Here is an 18855-nt window from a genome sequence, read left to right on the forward strand (position 1 = left end):
GCTCGCGAATGCGGTTCGTCAGTCTCTGAAGATGCAGCTGATCCACCGCATTCGCGAGCAAGCCCGCTCCCACATTTGAACGTCGTTGTCCTCAAGATTAGTGTTCCAGGGCATACCGCCGGCAATGGTTGAGATACCCCTGCTCATGGCTGCCCACCAACTGCACCACGCTGGTCCATAACCACGACGGCGCATCCAGCTGTTTGGAGCGGTTTTCCTGCAGCACTGCCATCCAGTCCTTGCGTGTGTCGCGGTCCATCTGCCGGGCATGGGCAATCCCCACCACACGCGCCAGGTAACCGGCCGCGTGCATGGCATCGATTTCACTCAGCTCATCGAGCTCCAACTTCATGTCCTGGGGCAGCAGTTCGCGGATGAAAAAACCGTGGTCCAGGAACCGCGTGGCGACCATGCGCTCGCCAAGTCCGGGGGACAGCTGGCGGGCGCCCTCCACCACGCGACGACCGTTGTCCCGTGGCATCTTCGCGCGCGGGGCACGGGGCGCAGCGGCGCCGACGGCTTCCTTGATGTCGATCAGGCAGTATTCTTGATCGTCCTTGTCGCCCACGCCCAACAGCACGGCATACCGCAACAGGCCCAGGGAGCTGCAGCCCTTGACCCAATAGGCCGAGTCCAGCAGTTCGACCTTGGCGCCCTTGGGGCGGCCCTTGAGAGAGGTGACCAACTGGTGGATCTCGTCCGAAGCGCAGACGCTGGCCAGCGCGCTTTTTTCTGCCCGCGACAACGACCAGAAATGCTTGCCCAACGGAATCGTCGGCCGGGCATTTTCGATGCGTTCACGCGCCAGGTTTTTCCAGGTGCGCTCTACCGCACTGCGCATACCCGCCTTGACCTGGGACGGGCGCGGTGGCACTTCATCAGGCTTGTCTTTGAAAGCCTGCTCGTAACCCACCATCATTTCTTCAAGCATGCGTGCGGTGGTCACGCCGGGCAGGTCCGAGCCACGCGCCGCCGTGGCCAATGAGAGCGCCAGGCGCACCAGGTCATGGGCCGGGTTACCGATCACGGTCTGGTCAAGGTCACGGATATGCATGTCGATACGACCCTTGGTGTCCCCGGTCGGCCCCAGGTTGCCCGCGTGGCAATCGCCGCAGATCCAGATCGCCGGGCCATGGGGCAAGCGCCGGCCGCGCTGGCTGTGCAGCCACTCGTAGAACTGCACGGTGCTGCCACGCACGTAGGCGTGGGCGGAACGCGCCATTTTCAGGTTACGCAGTTGAGTGAGGTGAGGGATGCGGGCGGAGGGACGCGGACTTTTCATGAATGCACTCAGGTCGGGGTACGGTAGAGGTTAGCCCGGCACAAATGTTTCATTTTGTTTCACGAATAAAATTTCATGCCTGCCCGATGACTTCCGTCAGCCAGCCCTTGAAGGCCGACATCGCCGGCGTCTCTGCCCGTGACTGCAAACGCGTCAGCCAGTAACTGCCGGTGGTGATGCCCACGTCGAACGGCTGGCGGATCGCATCGTTTTCCAACTGCCGCGAAAACATCATCGCCGGGGCCAGGGCCACGCCGATGCCTTGCAGCGCGGCTTCCATCATCGCCAGGGAGGAGTCGAACATGATGCTGCGCGGCACAGGCGTGTCGGCGGGCAAGCCGGCGGCGTGGAACCATTGGGTCCACTCATCGGCACGGTAGGAGCGCAGCAGCGTATGCTTCAACAGGTCGGCGGGCGTGTGCAACTGCTCGGCCAATTGAGGGACGCACAGCACGGTCAGCGGGGCTTCGAGCAGTTGGCAGGCGTCTGTGCCGTGCCAGGCACCGGCGCCGAAACGGATGGCGTAGTCGAGCCCTTCGGCGGCGACGTCGACGCGGTTGTTGTGGGTGGACAGGCGCAGGTCGATAAAGGGGTAGCGCGCCTGGAAATCCGCCAGGCGCGGCAGCAGCCAGCCCACGGTAAAGGTGCCGACCGCGCCCACGGTGAGCACTTCGCGGTAGTGGCCGCCTTCGAACTGGCTGAGGGTCTGGGCAATGCGGTCGAAGGACTCGCGCACCACCGGCAGCAAGGTTTCGCCTTCGCTGGTCAGCATCAAGCCTCGGGGCAGGCGCTTGAACAGGGTGACGTTCAACTGGGCCTCCAGGCTCTTGACCTGATGGCTGACCGCGGCCTGGGTGACGCACAACTCGATGGCGGCCCGGGTGAAGCTCAAATGCCGGGCGGAAGCCTCAAAGGCACGCAGGGCGTTGAGGGGAAGATGGGAACGCAGCATGTCTGACCCAAATTTATCTAATGGCTGGTGCGAGATATCATCGTTTGCCCCACGGCTGAAATCTACCTAGATTTGCGGCGCCTGCGCAGGCCATCCTCTCATTGCGTTTTTATAGGGAAGCGAATCAGCATGAATCGTAACGTACACGCCTTAATGATTTCGGCGTTATTGCTCGCAAGCGGCAGCTGCATGGCGGACACGGGCCTGCGCCAGGTCGTCGACAGCCGCGTTGAACCGCTGATGCAGCAACAAGGCATTGCCGGCCTGTCGGTGGCGGTGGTGAAAAATGGGCAGGCGCAATACTTTAACTACGGCGTGGCCTCTAAAAGCACCCAACAGCCTGTCACCGAGAACACCCTGTTTGAAATCGGTTCCGTCAGCAAAACCTTTACCGCCACCCTCGGCGGCTATGCCCAGGCCACGGGCAAACTCAAATTGACCGACAACGCCAGCCAGTACCTGCCCACCCTCTATGGCAGCGCATTTGACCGTATCAGCCTGCTGCAACTGGCCACCTACACGCCCGGGGGCCTGCCACTGCAGTTTCCGGATGCCGCCGACAATGCGGGCGCCATGCTCGGCTACTTCCAGCACTGGAAACCCACTTACGCACCCGGCGTCCAGCGGCTGTACTCCAACCCGAGCATCGGCTTGTTCGGCTACCTTGCCGCGCAAAGCCTTCATCAGCCATTCAACGTGGCCATGGAACGCACCCTGTTGCCGAAGCTGGGCCTGAAGAACACCCATGTCAGCGTCCCCGCCGAAAAGGCCGGCCAGTATGCCCAGGGCTACGACAAGCAGCACAAACCTGTACGTGTCGGCCCCGGTGCGCTGGACAGTGAAGCCTATGGCATCAAGACCAGCACCCAAGACATGGCGCGCTACGTGATGGTCAACATGCACACTGAGACGCTGGCAAAACCTCTGCAACAAGCCATCGCCACCACGCATACCGGTTACTACACCGTCAACGACATGACCCAGGGTCTCGGCTGGGAGTACTACGCCTATCCGATCACGCTGCAGGCATTGATCGATGGCAACTCCACGCCGATGGCCATGGAGCCGCACAAGGCCAATTGGCTCGCGACACCGCAGGTGCAACCCGCCAACGTGCTGTACAACAAAACCGGTTCCACCGCAGGCTTTGGTGCGTACGTGGCGTTTGTGCCGAGCAAGGATATAGGTGTGGTGATCCTGGCGAACAAGAACTACCCGAATGCGGAGCGGGTGAAGTTGGCCCATGCGATCTTGAGCGCGCTCGACCACTAACGTCGAACAACAACTTAATGTGGGAGCCGGGCTTGCCCGGCTCCCACATTGTTTGGGGCGCGAGTTACATGCCGAGCCAGTGCGGCAACGCCAGCGAGATGAACGGCAGGTAGGTGACCATGATCAGGAACACCAGCAAAATCATCAGCCACGGCAGCGCCGCACGGATAGTCTGCCCCAGGCTCAGCCCGGTCACGGCGGATGTCACGAACAGGTTCAACCCCACCGGTGGGTGTACCAGGCCGATCTCCATGTTCACCACCATCACGATGCCCAGGTGAATCGGGTCAATGCCCAGCTTCATGGCAATCGGGAAGAAGATCGGTGCCAGGATCAGCACGATGGCGGACGGTTCCATGAAGCTGCCCGCCACCAGCAGCACCACATTGACCATGATCAGGAAGCCGATCGGCGTCAGCCCTTCGGAGATCACCCACGCGGTGATTTCCTGAGGGATCTGCTCAGTGGTCAGCACATGGGCAAACAGCATGGCATTGGCGATGATGAACATCAGCATGATCGCCAGGCGCCCGGACTCCAACAGCACCTTGGGACAGTCACGGAACTTCATGTCCTTGTAGATGAACAAGGCCACGAACGCCGAGTACACCGCTGCCACGGCCGCTGCTTCGGTCGGGGTGAACATGCCGCTGTAGATACCGCCGAGGATAATCACCAGCAGCAGCAAGCCCCAGAACGCCCGGCGTGCGCAGGTCAGCCACTCGCGGAAGGTCGCCCGTGGCTGGGCCGGCAATTTCTTGATGCGCGCGACGATGTAGATCGCCACCATCAGCATCAAGCCCAGCAACAGCCCCGGGATGACACCCGCCATGAACAGCTTGCCCACCGAGGTCTCGGTGGCCGCCGAATACACCACCATCACAATCGACGGCGGAATCAGGATGCCTAAAGTACCGGCGTTACAGATGATCCCCGCGCCGAACTCCTTCGGGTAACCGGAACGCACCATGCCCGCCACGGCAATCGAGCCCACCGCCGCCACCGTCGCCGGTGACGAACCGGACAGCGCCGCAAACAGCATGCACGCCAGCACCGCGGCAATCGCCAGGCCGCCGCGAATATGCCCGACGCAGGCGTTGGCAAAGTCGATCAGCCGCTGCGCCACGCCGCCAGTGGTCATGAACGCACCGGACAGCAGGAAGAACGGAATCGCCAGGAAGGTGTAGGCGTCAGAGGTTTCAAACAGCTTGATCGCCAGGGAACTCACCGAGTCCTGGCTGAACATCAGGATCGACACCGCGCCGGACAAGCCGAGGGAAATCGCGATCGGCACGCCGAGGAACATGAACACGAACAACAGCAGAAACAGACAGAGCACGGCCATCAGTGACGCTCCTCATGGCTGCCGGCCAACTTGCTGGCCTCACCGGCTTCATCGGCCAGCCCCAACCCGACCTGACGGTGGGTGAAGATGCGGTAGAAAATTTCCAGGTAGCGGATGAACACCATGGCAAAACCGATGGGCACGATCACCACGATGTCGCCGACGTCGATGCCGTATTGGTCGAGGTCTTCGGCGCCGATGTGGGCGGTCATCACGGCGCTCACCCACTTGTAACTGGCGAGCATGAACAGCCCGGCATAGGCCAGGCAGCACAGGCAGGCGAGCATGCCGAGGATGCGCTGCACCGGGCGCTTGGTCAGCTTGACCAGCGCGTCCACCCCCAGGTGGCCAGCGGTGCGCACGCCGTAGGAAATGCCAAAGAAAATCAGCCAGCCGAACATGGCCTTGGTCAGTGCCACGCTCCAGGTCATGTCCTGGGCCCAGGTCATGGTGCCGTCGCCCAGGGCGTTGAAGAAGCCGCTGCTGAACGCCCACTTGTCAGCCAGGGCAAAGAACAGCGTGTAGATGTTGTTGAGCATGACGTAGACGAACGTCACCAGGGTCATGGCGGCCAGCAGGAAAGCGATAAAACCTTCCTCCAGGTGCTCCCAGACGCGCCTTAGCGTTTGCATGGCAAAACCTCGCGTAAAAGAGATGGGTTGTGCAAGGCTCAGGGTGTAAGCCGGAGCTAAATGTGGGAGCGGGCTTGCTCGCGAAAGCGGTGTGTCAGTCACCAGTTCTATCAACTGACAGACTGCATTCGCGAGCAAGCCCGCTCCCACATGGGATCTCGGTACAACCTGGAATCACTGGTTGGAGGCGTCCGCCGCCTTGATCAGGTCAGCGCCGATCTCACCCTCGAACTTCTGCCACACCGGGCGCATGGCTTCGCGCCAGAGTTGGCGTTGCTCGGGGGTCAGCTCGATGATTTCGCTGGTCTTGGCGTCGATGATCTTTTGCTTGGCCGACTGGTTCAGCGCTTCGGCCTGTTTGTTCACCTCGACGGTGACCTCGGCCATGATCTGCTCCAGGGTGGTGCGGATATCCGGTGGCAGGCCGTTCCAGAACTTGGCGTTGGTGATCACCATGTAGTCGATCAAGCCATGGTTGGACTCGGTGAAGTACTTCTGCACTTCGTTGACCTTCTGGCTTTCATAGTTCGACCAGGTGTTCTCGGTGCCATTCACGGTGCCGGTCTGCAAGCCTTGGTACACCTCGGCAAAGCTCATCTTGCGCGGGTTGGCGCGGATCGCCTTGAACTGTTCTTCGAGCACGCTGGACGCCTGCACGCGGAATTTCAGGCCCCGGGCATCCTTGGGTTCATGCAGGGCCTTGTTCGACGACAATTGCTTGAGGCCGTTGTGCCAATAGGCCAGGCCGAGGATGTTCTTGTCCTGCATGGAGGTCAGCAGCGCCTTGCCCTGGGCCGCCTGGAAGCGGTCGACGGCCGCCAGGTCGTTGAACAGGAACGGCAAATCGTAGATCTGCACTTGCTTGGTGTATTGCTCGAACTTGGCCAGGGACGGCGCCAGCATCTGCACATCCCCCAGCAGCAGCGCTTCCATTTCCTTGCCATCGCCGAACAGCGACGAGTTGGGGTACACCTCGACTTTCACTCGGCCCGGCAGGCGTTCTTCCGCCAGCTTTTTGAACAGCAGCGCACCTTGGCCTTTAGGGGTGTTTTCGGCGACGACGTGGGCGAACTTGATGACAATCGGGTCCGCCGCCTGGGCCAGGCCCGCGGCAAACAAGGTGGCGGCGCACAGCAGCGCCCGGGAAAGCTTGAGCATGGGAAATCACCTTCTTATTGTTGTGTTGTAGGGCAAGGTGCCTGATGTGGCGCGTGTAGTGAATTTCGATTTTTTGATACCTGCGTTCGGCCTGGCCGAACACCAATCCAAAGAACAATGGAGATCCCACAGTTTTTGAGTAGGTGGTGTCAGTCAGATCTGGGCGGCCAGCAATCTTTGGGCACGCAGCAACACCGGTGCATCCACCATCTGTCCATCGATCTGGTAGGCGCCTGCCCCGCTGGCGCCGCCTTCCACCACGCGCTTAGCCCAGGCCAGATCCTCGGCACTGGGCGCCAGCGCCTCATGAATCACCGCCACCTGCTTGGGATGAATACACAGCGCCCCGGCGAAGCCCATTTCATAGGCATGCCGGATCGAGCGGCGCAGGCCCTCGGGGTCGTCGATGGCCGGGTGCACGCCGTCCAGCGGCGCCACTAACCCGGCTGCGCGGGAATGTACGATCAGCGCCAGGCGCGCCTGGTCCAGGGCGAACTGGGCGGCCGGCGAATGGCTGCTCAGGTTCAGGTCCAGCGCCAGGTCCAGGCCGCCGAACGACAGGCGTTCCACCTGAGGGGCGTGGGCGATCTCGGCCACGGCCAGCAAGCCCCGTGCACTTTCGATGATCGGCCAGATCACTTTGCCGGTGGCGGCCACCACCGCCACCTGGGCTGCGCTTTCGACCTTCGGCAACAGCACACCCGCCACATTTGGGTGGGCTTTACAGAACGCCACGTCCTCAAAGTGCTCGGCATGTTCCGGCGCGTTGATGCGCACCCAGACCTGGGCCGCCGGGTTGGCGCTGAGAAAGGCCCCGAGATTGTCCCGTGCCTGGCGCTTGAGGGGTTCTTCCACCGCGTCTTCGAAATCCACGATCACCGCATCGGCACCACTGGCCAAGGCTTTGGAAAATCGTTCCGGGCGGCTGCCGGGTACAAACAGCGCAGAGCGCACTAATGGCTTGGGCATCACAGAATTTCCTTGTTATCACAGCCCCCGTAGGAGCCGGCTTGCCGGCGCCTACAAAGGGGATGCGGGTCAGATGACGCCGCGGGTTTTCAGGGTTTCGATGGCGTCGGCGCTGTAACCGAGCCTGTCGAGGATGGCCTGGCTGTGTTGCCCCAGTGCCGGTACGGCGTCCATGCGCGGGGTGAACGCCGCGTTGCGTGCCGGCGGCAGCAGCGAAGGCAACGGCCCGGCCGGGCTATCAACCTCACGCCAGCTGTCGCGGGCCTTGAGCTGCGGGTGCTCCCACACGCCCTGCATGTCGTTGACCCGTGCACTGGCAATCTGCGCCTCCTCCAGGCGCTGGATCACGGCCTCGGCATCGAGCTGCGCAAAGCGGTCGACGATGATCTGGCGCAGCACCTCGCGGTTGGCCGAGCGCTTGAAGTTCGCCGAGAAACGCTCATCCGTCGCCAGTTCCGGCGTGAGCAGCACCTTGTCGCAGAACGCCGCCCACTCGCGTTCATTCTGCAAACCGAGCATCACCGTGCCACCGTCACCGGTAGGAAACGGCCCATAGGGGTAGATCGTCGAATGCGCGGCGCCCGCACGCGGTGGCTGGGGCGCGCCGTCGAACGCGTAGTACATCGGGTAGCCCATCCACTCCACCAGGCTTTCCAGCATGCTCACGTCGATACGACTGCCCTTGCCGGTTTTGCCGCGCAACAGCAAGGCCGAGAGGATGCCGCTGTAGGCGTACATGCCCGCCGAAATGTCGGCGATGGAGCAGCCGGCCTTGGCCATCTGGTCTTCGCCCGGCCCGCCCGTCACCGACAGAAAGCCGCCTTCGCTCTGGATCAGCAGGTCGTAGGCCTTCTTCTTTTCATACGGCCCGCCTTCGCCATAGCCGGAAATGTCGCAGACGATCAACCGTGGAAAACGCTCATGCAGCGCCTCGAACGACAGGCCCATGCGCGCCGCTGCGCCGGGCGCCAGGTTCTGCACCAGCACGTCGGCGTCGGCCAGCAGGGTCTCGAGAATCGCGCCCGCCTCGTCCTGCTTGAGGTCCAGGGTCAGGCTTTCCTTCGAGCGGTTGGTCCACACGAAATGCGAGGCCAGGCCGCGCACGCGCTCGTCGTAGCCCCGGGCAAAATCGCCGGCGCCCGGGCGCTCCACCTTGATCACCCGAGCCCCCAGGTCGGCCAATTGGCGGGTGCAGAATGGCGCGGCAATCGCATGTTCCAGGCTGATGACGGTGATGCCGTCCAGTGGTCGTTGGTTAGTCATGATGATCCCTCAAAGCCAGTGGGCCATGGACGCGGCGTTGCGCAAGTCCCAGACCTTCTCGATCAGGGCATTGGCTTGGGCCGGGGTGCGGGCAGCGCTGAAGTGGATGAGTCGCTGGAATTTGTCCGCCAGCTCTGCCCGGCTCAGGGTGTTGCCCGGGTCGCCCTTGGGCTCGTCGATGGCACCACACAGCGTGCGGCCATCCGTGGTGGTGACGGTGACGCGGCCGAGCCAGCGCTGCGGGTAGGCGCCATCGACTTCGGGGTCCAGGGTCATACTGACCTTGTCGCGAAAGGTAGCGACAGCCGGGTCGTTCAACGCCAGTTCGTGAAACTCAGTGAGGCCCGCCTTGCCATGCACAGCGATCAGGCCGAGCACGGTGCCCATGGAGAACTTGGCCTGGTGCACCGAGGCCGGCACCTTCACGCGGCCCAGCACGTCGATGGCGCCCTGGTGCACATGGGTTTGCACGCGTGCAATCTGTTCAGCGTGCAGGCCTTCGCGTTGCATCAGGCCGAGCAAGGCATCGGCGGCCGGGTGGGTGTGGCGGCACGAGGCGTGGAACTTGAACGAGGTTTCCAACAGCGCCCAACGGCTGCCCAGGTTGGCAGACAGCTTGGCGGGTTCGGCATCGGTGGACATGCCCGCCGCCAAGCCCTGGTCACCTTCGAGGATATTGCGCGCACCGGTCAGCCCGTCGGCCGTCAGGTAAGCGGCCAGCAACCCATCCGCCGCCGCCTTGGCCGTGTGCAGTTGCTTGGAGTCGGCGGCATCGCGCAGGAACTCCCACAGCCCTGCGGCCTGGGTGCCGGCGCTGCCGAGCAGGTTGATGAATTGTTCTTCGTTGAAACCCAGCAGCTTGCCCACGGCCACGGCAGCTGCGAGCGTGCCGACGGTGGCCGTGGTGTGGAAGATGCGGTAATGGGAACGCCCCATGAATTCGCCGATGCGAATGCCCGCTTCATAGCCGGCTACCGATGCCAGCAGCAGGTCGCGGCCGGATTTGCCGAGGTCTTGTGCTGCGGCCAACGCCGCCGGAAACACCACGGTGGCCGGGTGCAGCACCGAGCTGTTGTGCAGGTCGTCCTGCTCCACCAGGTGGGACGACGCACCGTTGACCAGCGCAGCGAAATAGGCGCTGCTGCTGCCGCCACTGACGATCACTTGGGCTGGGCCACTGGCAGGGCCCATCTTCTGCGCATAACGTTCGAACAACGGGATCGGGTGCGCACCTTTACTGGCCAGGGCCGAGGCCAACCAGTCCAGGTACAGGTCTTCGGTGCGCGCCAGCACGGCGTCAGGCAATTGCTCGTAATTCAATGCGGCGAGGAACCGGCACAGCGCTTGGGTATGGCTCATGGTCGGGCCCTCAGAAACTGCGTGGCAGTTCGAGCAGGTGCTCGGCCACGTAGGACAGGATCAGGTTGGTGGAGATCGGCGCCACCTGGTACAGGCGGGTCTCGCGGAATTTGCGCTCCACGTCGTACTCGCAGGCAAACCCGAAGCCGCCGTGGGTTTGCAGGCAGGCGTTGGCCGCTTCCCAGGACGCCTTGGCCGCCAGGTACTTGGCCATATTGGCGCTGGCTCCTGCATTGCGGCCGCTGTCGTATTCCTCGCAGGCACGCCAGCGCATCAGGTCGGCCGCCTCGATTTCGATATGGGCTTCGGCAATTGGGAACTGCACGCCTTGGTTCTGCCCAATGGGCCGGCCAAACACCACGCGGTCGCGGGCATAGGCGCTGGCTTTTTCGATGAACCAGCGGCCGTCACCGATGCATTCGGCAGCGATCAGCGTGCGCTCGGCATTGAGGCCGTCAAGGATGTACTTGAAGCCCTTGCCCTCCTCGCCAATCAGGCTGTCGGCGGGCAGCTCCAGGTTGTCGAAGAACAGCTCGTTGGTTTCATGGTTGACCATGTTGGCGATGGGTTGCACGGTGAGGCCGTTGCCGATGGCCTCGCGCAGGTCCACCAGGAAGATCGACATGCCTTCGGACTTTTTCTTCACCTCGGCCAACGGCGTGGTGCGCGCCAGCAGGATCATCAGGTCGGAATGCTGGATGCGTGAGATCCACACCTTCTGGCCATTGATCACGTACTTGTCGCCGCGCTTGATCGCGGTGGTCTTGATCTTGGTGGTGTCGGTGCCGGTGGTGGGCTCGGTGACGCCCATCGACTGCAGGCGCAGTTCGCCGCTGGCCAGCTTGGGCAGGTAGAAGCTTTTTTGCGCTTCGCTGCCATGACGCAACAGGGTGAACATGTTGTACATCTGGCCATGCACGGTGCCGGAGTTGCCGCCGCAACGGTTGACCTCTTCAAGGATCACCGAGGCTTCGGCCAGGCCCAGGCCGGAACCGCCGTACGCTTCGGGGATCATCGCCGACAGCCAGCCGGCGTCGGTCAGGGCCTTGACGAAGGCTTCCGGGAAGCCTTTTTCTTCATCGATCTTGCGCCAGTAGGCGGCATCGAATTCGGCGCACAAGGCGCGCACGCCTTCGCGGATGGCGTTGAGTTCTTCATTGTCATGGGGGTTCATTAACGGCTCTCCGCCTGTTGTTCTTTGATTATTCGAAATGCACGTGTGCGGTCTGCGCCAGGCCATCGCCGTTACCGGCCCACAGCTCGGCAACGCCGGTTTCAGTGAGGCGCCCGCCCACTTCAAAGGCCTGCGGCGCGATCAGTGGGCGCACACCGCGATAGGCGAAACGGCGCAAGGTCTTGTCGGGGTGGGCACGGCAGAAGGCACGCAGGTTCAAGGTGGCGATCAGCGGCCCGTGCACCACCAGCCCGGCGTAGCCTTCCGTGCCGGTGACATAGGGGTAGTCGTAGTGAATGCGGTGGCCGTTGAAGGTCACGGCGCTGTAGCGAAACAGCAAGGTGGGGGTGGGCTCGACGGCTTCGCGCCATTCGCCGGCCGCCAGCGCCTCACCGCTGCCCTGCTTGGGTGGCGTGGGCTCGCGGTAGACGATGTCCTGTTCTTCGCGGATGGCCAGGCGACCTTGCTGGGAGTAGTCGTGGCGCACGGTGACGAACAACAGCGAACCGCTGCGACCGGCCTTTTCTTCGACCTGGGTGATGGTGGATACGCGGGTGGCCGCTTCACCGGCACGCAGGGGGTGCAGGAATTCGAGGCGCCCACCGGCCCACATACGGTTGCGGTTGTCAGCCGGCGGCAGGAAGCCGCCTCGGGCCGGATGGCCGTCGCTGCCCAGCGCCGCTTCTGGCACCGGGTCCTGGAAAAAACACCACTGCCACAGCGGGGGCACGGGCGCACCATCTTCAGGCACTGGCTCACCGAACGTGGCGGCAATGCGTTTGAGCAGGTTATGGCTCAAATGGTCGTGGGCGGTTTCGCTTCGGCCGATCCAGTCTGTGGCGCTCATCAGGTGCAGGTCCTCTGGCAGTGGGTGTCTGCCCCGGATCATGCAAGCGCGTGCCCGTTCTGAGAATTTGCATTTCAATAAACCAGCGTTCGGTTATGCTGAACGCCACTCTTATGTACGAGGCGATTCCCTGTGGGAGCGGGCTTGCTCGCGAAAGCGGTTTGCCCGATACACATTCATTGACTGAGACACCGCCTTCGCGAGCAAGCCCGCTCCCACAATGAGATCTCCATTGTGATGAGAGTCATGTTCAACCTGGAGCCGCCATGCACTTCGATCTTGCTGACCTGCGCCTGTTTATCCATATCGCCGAATCCCCCAGCCTCACCCAGGGCGCCAAGCGGGCGTTTCTTTCACCGGCCGCCGCGAGTGCGCGGATCAAGGCGTTGGAAGGCCAGTTGGACACGCGCCTGCTCTACCGTGACAGCCGGGGCGTGGAGATCACCCCGGCCGGCGAGCGGCTGCTGCACCATGCGCGGTTGATCATGCGCCAGGTGGATTACCTCAAAAGCGAGTTCACCCAGTACGGCGTGGATTCGGCCGGGCACATCCGCATCTTCGCCAACACCACGGCCGTCACCGAGTTCCTGCCGGAAGTGCTGGCGGGTTTCTTGTCCAAGCGCCCCGGGGTGACAGTAGACCTGCAAGAGCGACTGTCCCGGGATATCGTGCGCGGCGTGCTGGACGGCACCAGCGACATGGGCATCATCGCCGGCCCCGTGGAAGCGGCAGGTTTGCAGGTGCTGCATTTCAGCACCGACGAACTGGTGCTGATGGTACCCGTGGATCATCCCTTGGCTGGCCACGCCAAAGTCACCCTGGAACAGACCCTCGCCTACCAGCACATCGGCCTGCATGAAGGCAGCACGCTGTTGAGCTTTTTGCGTGAACACGTGGAGCGCATCGGCAAGCATTTGTCGTTGCGTATCCAGGTGTCGAGCTTCGAGGCGATCTGCCGGATGGTCGAGGCCGGTGTAGGCATCGGGATCATTCCGGAGTCTGCCGCCGTGCGGCACAGCCGGACCATGCAACTGGTGGCGGTCAAGCTGGATGAGCCCTGGGCGATTCGCGAGCGCAGCATCCTGGTGCGCGAGCTGGAAGCCTTGCCGGGGACGATCCGCGCGTTGATCGCCACCTTGATGCCCGAGAGCGCCTAAGCTCAACAGTCACCTTGCCAAAGGAGACAGCCATGCATTTAGAAGGATCCTGCCATTGCGGCGCCGTGACGTTCAGCCTCACCAGCGCCCACCCCTACCCTTACCAGCGTTGCTATTGCTCGATCTGTCGCAAGACCGGGGGCGGTGGCGGCTACGCGATCAACCTGGGCGGCGACGCCTCAAGCCTTAAAGTACGCGGGCGAAAATACATTTCGATCTACCACGCCAAGCTCAAGCCGGACGGCGCCAGCCGCGCCCATGCGAGCACGGCCGAGCGACACTTCTGCTCGCAGTGCGCCAGTGCCTTGTGGTTGTTCAGCCCCGAGTGGCCGGAGCTGATCCACCCGTTTGCCTCGGCCATCGACACGCCGTTGCCGGTGCCGCCGGAGCACACCCACTTGATGCTGGGCTCCAAGGCACCCTGGGTTGAAGTGAGCGTGCGCAAGGGCGACCTGCAGTTCGACGAATACCCCGAGGAATCCATCGCCCAGTGGCATGCGCGATTGGGATTGGCCCGTTAACAGTCTTTGACAGTTTCCCGACAAAGCTCTCAAAGATTGTGGGCGGGCACGGCCCTAGCATTCGAGCATCCACATCACCATCCGGGTGCTCTTCATGTTTCGCACATTGCGCGGTATTCCACTGCTGGGTTGCCTGCTGGGCAGTATCGGGTGCCATGGGCAACCGCCTGCCCCGCCGCCGATTCCCAAGGGTGACTACAGCGCGATCATCCGTTACCTGCAAACCCGCATTCCCCGGGACATGGTCCGGGAGAATGTGCCCGGTCTGTCCATTGCCCTGGTCAATGGCCAGGAGCTGATCTGGGCCCGTGGCTTTGGCCTGGCTGACAAAAGCCAGGGTGTACCGGTCACGCCCAATACGGCCTTTCGCGCCGGGGGCATCTCCAAGCTGCTGACCGCCACGGCGGCCCTGCAACTGGTGGAACAGCAACGCCTGGCGTTGGATGCGCCGATCCAGCAGACCTTGCGCGAGTTTTACGTGCGTTCGCGCTTTCACACCGACCAGGCTGCCGCTGACCGCGATATCACCCTGCGCCGTTTGCTCAGCCACCAATCCGGTTTGCCCAGCGAACACCTGCGTGACCTGCGCAGCAGCTTTGCGATGGGGCAGATGCCGGCACGCATATCAGGGGTGTGGCTGAGCAGCCCGCCCGGCTCCCAGGTGGCCTATTCCAACCTCGGTTACTCGTTGGTCGGCGCCGCCATCGAGCGCAGCAGCGGCAAAAGCTTTGAGGCCCAATTGCAAAACAGCCTGCTCAAGCCGCTGGAGATGAAGCAGTCGAGTTTTGTCGGCACCCGCGCCGAACTCGACTATCGCGCGTTGGGTTACGAGGATGGCGTCGCCAGTACCGACGCCCAAGTGCGCGACCTCGCTGCGGGCGGTTTGTGGACCAGTCCCAAAGACCTCGCTCACTACGTGCAGATGCTGTTCGCCCAAGGCACCTACAAAGGCAGCGCCGTGCTGAGCCGCGCCTCGATCGACGACATGTTCACCCAGCAAAACACCGGCAATGCCCTGGACTTCGATTGCCAGATAGGCCTGGCCTGGTTCCTCGCGCCTTGCGGTGACGAGCCTATTGGCGCAGGCGTACGCACCTACCAGCACAGCGGCGGTGGTGATGACTTTGCCGCGCAACTGACCCTGCTGCCCGACCAGCAACTGGCCGTGATCATCATGGCCAACGACAGCAACGCTGAGGACATGGTGGTGTCGTTGTCCACCGATGCCCTGCGCCTGATGCTGCAGGCACAAACCGGCGAACCGGTGTGCGCCGACGACTGCCAGGCGCCCACCCACGGCCTCAAGCTGCGCCATGTGCCGGCCGCCGTCGACCGCAAGCGCCTGGCCGGGTTTTATGCGACGGCTTGGGGGGTGTTCCGGATCAAGGATGAGCCTGATCGCTTGACCGGCGAGTTGGCCGGGTACGATTTCGAACTGCTGCGTGACGATCACGGTTGGCTGCGTGCGCAGAAGAAAATCCTCGGCTTCTGGCTCAAGGACCTCGGCGAACTGGGCCGCGTGCAGCTGGATGTGGTGACGGTACAGGGCCGCCAGATGCTTACCGCCCGCAGCCACGGCCAGCGCATTGCCATTGGCGAACGCATCGACCCGCCGCCCCTGCCCCTGGCCTGGGCCGACACCATCGGCACCTATCAAGTGCTCAATACCCATGAGCCCGACGCGCCCTTGAGCGGGATCAGCGTGCGCCTGGAAGAAGGTTTCCTGGTGATTCGCGGCCAACTGCATGACGAGCCACTGACCGACTACATCCTGCTCCCCGTCGACAACGCCCACGCGGTATTGGCCGGGAACGGCTATGGCCTGGGCGACACCGTGAGCCGCCAGGTCAACGGCTTGAGCGCTTCGGGCTACTCCTTCAAACGCACGCACTCCCCCAATAACCCTCTGATTTTCTGATACGGAAGACCACCCTGATGCGCTCAAGAAACCTTTGCCTGTCGATGACCTCGCTGTGCCTGCTTGCGGGCGCCAACACGGCATTCGCCGACGACTGGGAATACAGCCTCAAGGCGGGCGTGGCTAATGCGCCGCGCTACAGCGGCAGCGATGAACGCATGACCGCGCCAGTGCTGGGCGGCAAAGTCGTCAGCCCCTGGGGCATCTTCCTCGACACCGACAAAGGCCTGGGTTGGGGTTATGAAGGGAATGCCCTGAGCTTCAGCGCCTACGTGGGCGCCAGCGGTTCACGCAAAGATAAAAATGACAGCCTGCACGCAGGCTCCAAACGCCTCGAGGGCATGGGCGAGATCAAGTCACGCCCGCAGTTGGGCGTCAGTGCCAGCTACAACCTGGGCGGCGTGATCGCGGGGGCGACCCTGGAGCATGCGTTCAAGGAAAACGATCACAAGGACATCGGCAAGGCCTATACCCACCTGGAGCTGAGCCTGGGTACCAACCTGTATGAAGGCCGCTATGGTTCAGTCGATGCTGGCCTGAGCAGCCACTTCGGCGACCGTGAGTACTTGCAGACCTGGTACGGCGTGACCACCGGCCAGGCCGCGCAAAGCCGCTTCAAGGCCTACAAGGCTGGCGCGGGCAACATCAGCAACGGCATGAACCTGACCTGGAGCGTGCCAATCAGCGAACACACCCAGTTCTCGACCTTGCTGGACGTGCAGTACCTGGCAGATGAAGCGGGCAAGAGCCCGATTGTGGAGCGACGGTTGCAGACGTCGGTGATGGGGATGGTCGAGTACACCTTCTGACCTGATAGGTGGGAGCGGGCTTGCTCGCGAAGGCGGTGTGTCAGGCAAAGATACTTCGACTGATCGGCCGCATTCGCGAGCAAGCCCGCCCCACATTAGAACGTCTACACATTCACTCGGCATACGCCCAGGTCATGCGGAACGATGCCCCGCCCCACTCCGAATCCATCACTTCCACCTGCCCGCCGTGCCACTGGCTGACACGCTGCACCAGCGCCAGGCCCAGGCCGAAGCCGCCGGTGCGGCGGTCGCGGCTGGCGTCCAGGCGCATGAAAGGTTCGAAGATCTTGGCCCGGCCGTCCAGCGGTACGCCCGGGCCATCGTCGTTGACCCGCACTTCGTAGCCGCTGCCGAACTTGACCAGCGACACCTCCACGCGGCGCTCGGCATAGCGGATGGCATTGCGCAGCAGGTTGATCACCGCACGGGCCATGAAGCGCGGCTCGATCTGGATGAAATCCACCTCGCAGGTGCGTAACGACAACTGCACACCGGCCGCCTCGGCCTCCAGCGCCACGCTGCCGATCACGCTGTCGAGCCAGCTGTGGGCCTCGATACTTTCGCGGGTGACTTGGGTGGCGCCGCGCTCCAGGCTGGCGTAGGTCAACAGTTCCGAGACCATTTCCTCCAGCTCGCCGAGGTCGGCATACATATCGGAAATCAGCTCGCGGCTCTGGCGCGGGTCGGCCTGTTGCTTGAGCTGGTCCAGCTCGAACGACAACCGCGCAATCGGCGTGCGCAGCTCGTGGGACACGGCGTTGGTCAGCTCACGCTGGTTGGCGATCAGGCTTTCAATGCGCTCGGCCATCTGGTTGAAGTGCCCGGCCAGTTCGCGCACGGTGGAGCGGCGCGGCAGCAGGATGCGTGAACCCAGGTCGTTATCGCCAAACCGCTGCGCGGCCAGGCGGATATGCTCCAGGTCGCGCCAATGGGGGCGTACCCAGAAATACAACACGATCGCCAGGCTCACCCCGAGGAAGCTATAGGCCCAGAGGTACAACCACTTGGGTTCTTCCGGCAACTTGATGTCCAGCAGTTGCGGGCCACCGTCGATATTGGTGATGAACTCCATGAAGTCGCCACGCACCACCAACTGGCCGTCGGCAAGCAGCTTTTGCTCGCGCTCGTTGAGGGCCATGGCATCGCGTTCCACCAGCTTGAGGTGCAAGCCGTAATGGGGTTGCAGCTCGGCCAGGCGCGCCTCGCGGGCCGCGCCCTGCACCGAGCGCAGTTGCTCCACCACGCCATAAGCCGGGCCGCGCAGCGCTTCGCGGTTATAGACTTCGTTGGCTTCGGGCAGCAGCTCGTCGAAGGTGTAGTTGACCAGCCAGATCGCCCCGGCCAACCCCAGCGCGAGGATGACGTACAGGCGCAAAAACAGCCGTAGCATCTAGGCCTCCCACGCAAACGGATTGAACAGGTAGCCCTTGCCCCAGATGGTCTTGATGCACACCGGTTCCCGTGGGTTGTCGTTGAGCTTGCCGCGCAGCTTGCTGATGTAAACGTCGACGCTGCGGTTGAGGCCGTCGAAGGCGATGCCACGCATGCGGTTGAGGATGTCGTCGCGCGACAGGATGGTGCCGGAGTGGCTGGCTAGCAACCACAGCAGCTCGAACTCCATGGTGGTGAGGTCGACCTTCTCGTCGCCCAGGCTGACCACCCGGCAGCTGCGGTCAATCGACAAACGGCCGAACTCCAGGAAGCCGCGCACGGTGGGCTCGGGCACTTGGCGGCGCTGCAAGGCACGTAAACGGGCGAGCAGCACGGGTGGCTTGATGGGTTTGATCACATAGTCGTCGGCACCGGACTCCAGGCCCAGGATGTGGTCCAGGTCATCTTCCTTGGCGGTGAGGATCACGATGGGCGTGTCGGACACATTGCGGATTTCGCGGCACACGTGCAGGCCGCTCTGGCCCGGCAACATCAAGTCGAGCACGACGATTTTCGGCTTGAAATCGAGAAACGCTGCCAAGGCTTCATCGCCCCGGTGCACCACACGCACCTCGAAACCGTGTTGCGACAGAAAGTGCGCGATCAGCCCCGCCAGCTTTTCATCGTCCTCGACGAGCAGAACCTTGCCCAGACCCAGGTTTTCCATAAATTCTCAGTGTGGATGCGCGAATTGAAGTGTGCGCATTATAGGTGGCAAGCCGGTGCACAGAAGCGGTTGGCCATTACGCGCCGACGAAGCTTCATG

The 18855-nt window shown here is 62.8% G+C and carries 17 protein-coding genes; 5 read left to right on the top strand and 12 right to left on the bottom strand.

Going from position 1 to position 18855, the window contains the following annotated elements:
* Nucleotides 1-97: 97 nt before the first annotated feature.
* Nucleotides 98-1282, bottom strand: coding sequence for a DUF2252 domain-containing protein (locus M2394_RS03195; RefSeq protein WP_259171607.1), 1185 nt, complete (start codon nucleotides 1280-1282; stop codon nucleotides 98-100).
* Between the two features lie 73 nt (nucleotides 1283-1355).
* Nucleotides 1356-2234, bottom strand: coding sequence for a LysR family transcriptional regulator (locus M2394_RS03200; RefSeq protein WP_178924771.1), 879 nt, complete (start codon nucleotides 2232-2234; stop codon nucleotides 1356-1358).
* 129 nt (nucleotides 2235-2363) lie between these two features.
* On the opposite strand from M2394_RS03200, the gene ampC reads away from it, so the two are divergent.
* On the top strand, nucleotides 2364-3506 hold the full coding sequence (ampC, locus tag M2394_RS03205; RefSeq protein WP_178924769.1) for a class C beta-lactamase: 1143 nt from the start codon (nucleotides 2364-2366) through the stop codon (nucleotides 3504-3506).
* A gap of 64 nt (nucleotides 3507-3570) precedes the next feature.
* Here ampC and dctM read toward each other — a convergent pair whose 3' ends face one another.
* The 8 genes from dctM to M2394_RS03245 all read right to left on the bottom strand — a co-directional run bounded on the left by dctM (nucleotide 3571) and on the right by M2394_RS03245 (nucleotide 12253).
* Nucleotides 3571-4851, bottom strand: coding sequence for a C4-dicarboxylate TRAP transporter large permease protein DctM (dctM, locus tag M2394_RS03210; RefSeq protein ID WP_178924767.1), 1281 nt, complete (start codon nucleotides 4849-4851; stop codon nucleotides 3571-3573).
* Complete coding sequence (locus tag M2394_RS03215; protein WP_259171608.1) at nucleotides 4851-5483, bottom strand: TRAP transporter small permease; 633 nt, start codon at nucleotides 5481-5483, stop codon at nucleotides 4851-4853. The genes dctM and M2394_RS03215 overlap by 1 nt, the downstream gene beginning before the upstream one ends.
* A 174-nt stretch (nucleotides 5484-5657) precedes the next feature.
* A complete protein-coding gene (locus M2394_RS03220) occupies nucleotides 5658-6641 on the bottom strand; it encodes a TRAP transporter substrate-binding protein (RefSeq protein WP_159956088.1) in 984 nt (327 codons plus the stop codon).
* Nucleotides 6642-6794: 153 nt separating this feature from the next.
* A complete protein-coding gene (locus M2394_RS03225) occupies nucleotides 6795-7610 on the bottom strand; it encodes a CoA ester lyase (RefSeq protein ID WP_259171612.1) in 816 nt (271 codons plus the stop codon).
* 69 nt (nucleotides 7611-7679) lie between these two features.
* Nucleotides 7680-8873, bottom strand: coding sequence for a CaiB/BaiF CoA-transferase family protein (locus tag M2394_RS03230; RefSeq protein ID WP_259171613.1), 1194 nt, complete (start codon nucleotides 8871-8873; stop codon nucleotides 7680-7682).
* 9 nt (nucleotides 8874-8882) lie between these two features.
* Entirely contained in the window at nucleotides 8883-10232 is a 1350-nt protein-coding gene (locus M2394_RS03235) for an MmgE/PrpD family protein (RefSeq protein ID WP_259171614.1), read from the bottom strand.
* Between the two features lie 10 nt (nucleotides 10233-10242).
* On the bottom strand, nucleotides 10243-11406 hold the full coding sequence (locus tag M2394_RS03240) for an acyl-CoA dehydrogenase family protein (protein WP_176995818.1): 1164 nt from the start codon (nucleotides 11404-11406) through the stop codon (nucleotides 10243-10245).
* 28 nt (nucleotides 11407-11434) lie between these two features.
* Nucleotides 11435-12253, bottom strand: a complete 819-nt coding sequence (locus M2394_RS03245) for a MaoC family dehydratase N-terminal domain-containing protein (RefSeq protein WP_178924757.1) — start codon at nucleotides 12251-12253, stop codon at nucleotides 11435-11437.
* Nucleotides 12254-12519: 266 nt separating this feature from the next.
* Here M2394_RS03245 and M2394_RS03250 point away from each other — a divergent pair, with 266 nt between their 5' ends.
* The 4 genes from M2394_RS03250 (at nucleotide 12520) to M2394_RS03265 (ending at nucleotide 16658) form a co-directional block, all read left to right on the top strand.
* A complete protein-coding gene (locus M2394_RS03250; RefSeq protein WP_176995816.1) occupies nucleotides 12520-13410 on the top strand; it encodes a LysR family transcriptional regulator in 891 nt (296 codons plus the stop codon).
* 32 nt (nucleotides 13411-13442) lie between these two features.
* Nucleotides 13443-13931, top strand: coding sequence for a GFA family protein (locus M2394_RS03255; RefSeq protein WP_178924755.1), 489 nt, complete (start codon nucleotides 13443-13445; stop codon nucleotides 13929-13931).
* A gap of 94 nt (nucleotides 13932-14025) precedes the next feature.
* Nucleotides 14026-15849, top strand: a complete 1824-nt coding sequence (locus M2394_RS03260) for a serine hydrolase (protein ID WP_259171615.1) — start codon at nucleotides 14026-14028, stop codon at nucleotides 15847-15849.
* A gap of 17 nt (nucleotides 15850-15866) precedes the next feature.
* Entirely contained in the window at nucleotides 15867-16658 is a 792-nt protein-coding gene (locus tag M2394_RS03265) for a MipA/OmpV family protein (protein ID WP_259171616.1), read from the top strand.
* Nucleotides 16659-16770: 112 nt separating this feature from the next.
* Here M2394_RS03265 and M2394_RS03270 read toward each other — a convergent pair whose 3' ends face one another.
* A complete protein-coding gene (locus M2394_RS03270; protein ID WP_259171617.1) occupies nucleotides 16771-18048 on the bottom strand; it encodes an ATP-binding protein in 1278 nt (425 codons plus the stop codon).
* Nucleotides 18049-18756 (bottom strand): response regulator, encoded by a 708-nt coding sequence (locus M2394_RS03275; protein WP_178924747.1) that lies wholly within the window; start codon nucleotides 18754-18756, stop codon nucleotides 18049-18051. It lies immediately after the preceding gene.
* Nucleotides 18757-18855 lie beyond the last annotated feature (99 nt).

It is taken from the genome of Pseudomonas sp. BIGb0164 (assembly GCF_024810135.1).
Taxonomy (GTDB): domain Bacteria; phylum Pseudomonadota; class Gammaproteobacteria; order Pseudomonadales; family Pseudomonadaceae; genus Aquipseudomonas.

Excerpts from the sequence above, each read along its gene's own strand:
- M2394_RS03225 (WP_259171612.1), bottom strand. The coding sequence starts at position 7,610 with ATGCCCAAGCCATTAGTGCGCTCTGCGCTGTTTGTACCCGGCAGCCGC.
- dctM (WP_178924767.1), bottom strand. The coding sequence starts at position 4,851 with ATGGCCGTGCTCTGTCTGTTTCTGCTGTTGTTCGTGTTCATGTTCCTC.
- M2394_RS03215 (WP_259171608.1), bottom strand. The coding sequence starts at position 5,483 with ATGCAAACGCTAAGGCGCGTCTGGGAGCACCTGGAGGAAGGTTTTATC.
- M2394_RS03235 (WP_259171614.1), bottom strand. The coding sequence starts at position 10,232 with ATGAGCCATACCCAAGCGCTGTGCCGGTTCCTCGCCGCATTGAATTAC.
- M2394_RS03200 (WP_178924771.1), bottom strand. The coding sequence starts at position 2,234 with ATGCTGCGTTCCCATCTTCCCCTCAACGCCCTGCGTGCCTTTGAGGCT.
- M2394_RS03195 (WP_259171607.1), bottom strand. The coding sequence starts at position 1,282 with ATGAAAAGTCCGCGTCCCTCCGCCCGCATCCCTCACCTCACTCAACTG.
- M2394_RS03265 (WP_259171616.1), top strand. The coding sequence starts at position 15,867 with ATGCGCTCAAGAAACCTTTGCCTGTCGATGACCTCGCTGTGCCTGCTT.
- M2394_RS03270 (WP_259171617.1), bottom strand. The coding sequence starts at position 18,048 with ATGCTACGGCTGTTTTTGCGCCTGTACGTCATCCTCGCGCTGGGGTTG.
- M2394_RS03230 (WP_259171613.1), bottom strand. The coding sequence starts at position 8,873 with ATGACTAACCAACGACCACTGGACGGCATCACCGTCATCAGCCTGGAA.
- M2394_RS03240 (WP_176995818.1), bottom strand. The coding sequence starts at position 11,406 with ATGAACCCCCATGACAATGAAGAACTCAACGCCATCCGCGAAGGCGTG.
- M2394_RS03260 (WP_259171615.1), top strand. The coding sequence starts at position 14,026 with ATGTTTCGCACATTGCGCGGTATTCCACTGCTGGGTTGCCTGCTGGGC.
- M2394_RS03255 (WP_178924755.1), top strand. The coding sequence starts at position 13,443 with ATGCATTTAGAAGGATCCTGCCATTGCGGCGCCGTGACGTTCAGCCTC.
- ampC (WP_178924769.1), top strand. The coding sequence starts at position 2,364 with ATGAATCGTAACGTACACGCCTTAATGATTTCGGCGTTATTGCTCGCA.
- M2394_RS03220 (WP_159956088.1), bottom strand. The coding sequence starts at position 6,641 with ATGCTCAAGCTTTCCCGGGCGCTGCTGTGCGCCGCCACCTTGTTTGCC.
- M2394_RS03275 (WP_178924747.1), bottom strand. The coding sequence starts at position 18,756 with ATGGAAAACCTGGGTCTGGGCAAGGTTCTGCTCGTCGAGGACGATGAA.
- M2394_RS03245 (WP_178924757.1), bottom strand. The coding sequence starts at position 12,253 with ATGAGCGCCACAGACTGGATCGGCCGAAGCGAAACCGCCCACGACCAT.
- M2394_RS03250 (WP_176995816.1), top strand. The coding sequence starts at position 12,520 with ATGCACTTCGATCTTGCTGACCTGCGCCTGTTTATCCATATCGCCGAA.